The sequence below is a fragment of the Bacillus sp. FJAT-27001 genome, from assembly GCF_019039175.1.
GTDB classification, from domain to species: domain Bacteria; phylum Bacillota; class Bacilli; order Bacillales; family Bacillaceae; genus Bacillus; species Bacillus velezensis.
Genome location: NZ_JAHOAA010000019.1, coordinates 1 through 1,073 on the forward strand (window position 1 = coordinate 1; position 1,073 = coordinate 1,073).

Sequence of the window (1,073 nt, forward strand, 5' to 3'; positions counted from 1 at the left end):
TTAAGCTCTTCAGCGCCGATGGTAGTCGGGGGTTTCCCCCTGTGAGAGTAGGACGCCGCCAAGCTTTTTTATTTTATCTACCATGTTTTTGTTTATGAAGCTTATAATATTCCGCAGTAGCTCAGTGGTAGAGCTATCGGCTGTTAACCGATCGGTCGTAGGTTCGAGTCCTACCTGCGGAGCCATTGCTTCCATAGCTCAGCAGGTAGAGCACTTCCATGGTAAGGAAGAGGTCAGCGGTTCGAGCCCGCTTGGAAGCTTATCTAAATACGTTGATCTGAAGCAGTTTCCGCTTGTTATGGAACTGTTATTTTTTTTGTTCAGTTCAGTAAAAATCTGTTACTGATTGTACCAGTTAAGGTATAGGTATTTAGCGCGTCTTCTGATGAAGCCTTTCTTCAAGGGTGCAAAAGAGATTAACATAATTAATTGTTAATCGGTATTGACTTTTATCAAAACCTTGATATAATTACTTTTGTCATAATGAACAGTATGCTTTAGATTAATCTGCGGGTTATACCGTTTGGAGTTTTACTGAATAAATAACAATACAGTTTTTGGGTTATCTGATGCTGTATTCTGGCTGTACATTACATTTTTACTTGCGGAAGTAGTTCAGTGGTAGAACATCACCTTGCCAAGGTGGGGGTCGCGGGTTCGAATCCCGTCTTCCGCTCCATTTTATCCCAACGGGATATTGTGAAATTGATTGCGCCCGTAGCTCAATTGGATAGAGCGTTTGACTACGGATCAAAAGGTTAGGGGTTCGACTCCTCTCGGGCGCGCCATAATATATTTAAAAATCGGGAAGTAGCTCAGCTTGGTAGAGCACATGGTTTGGGACCATGGGGTCGCAGGTTCGAATCCTGTCTTCCCGACCATTCTCAAACTTTAAAGATAATATACTGGTTTTCTTTTTTTCTCTTTTTTTAAAAAAATGCTTGATTTATAGAGAGACACCGTGGTATATTGTTAAACGTCGCTGATGAACAGCAGACAACAACGAAAAGCTTCGGAAACAACGTAAAAAAAGTTGTTGACATAAAAGAAGCTGAGTGGTAAGATAATAAAGC

The 1,073-nt window shown here is 41.2% G+C and carries 5 tRNA genes; all 5 read left to right on the top strand.

The features are described 5' to 3' along the window. Positions 1-110: 110 nt before the first annotated feature. The 5 genes from BGM27_RS20420 (at position 111) to BGM27_RS20440 (ending at position 881) form a co-directional block, all read left to right on the top strand. Positions 111-185, top strand: a tRNA-Asn gene (locus BGM27_RS20420). A 2-nt stretch (positions 186-187) separates the two neighbouring features. Next, a tRNA-Thr gene (locus tag BGM27_RS20425) sits at positions 188-260 on the top strand. Positions 261-604: 344 nt separating this feature from the next. Then, positions 605-679: transfer RNA gene (locus BGM27_RS20430), tRNA-Gly, on the top strand. A 32-nt stretch (positions 680-711) separates the two neighbouring features. Further along, positions 712-788: transfer RNA gene (locus tag BGM27_RS20435), tRNA-Arg, on the top strand. A gap of 16 nt (positions 789-804) precedes the next feature. After that, positions 805-881 (top strand) — tRNA-Pro (locus BGM27_RS20440). Positions 882-1,073: the final 192 nt, after the last annotated feature.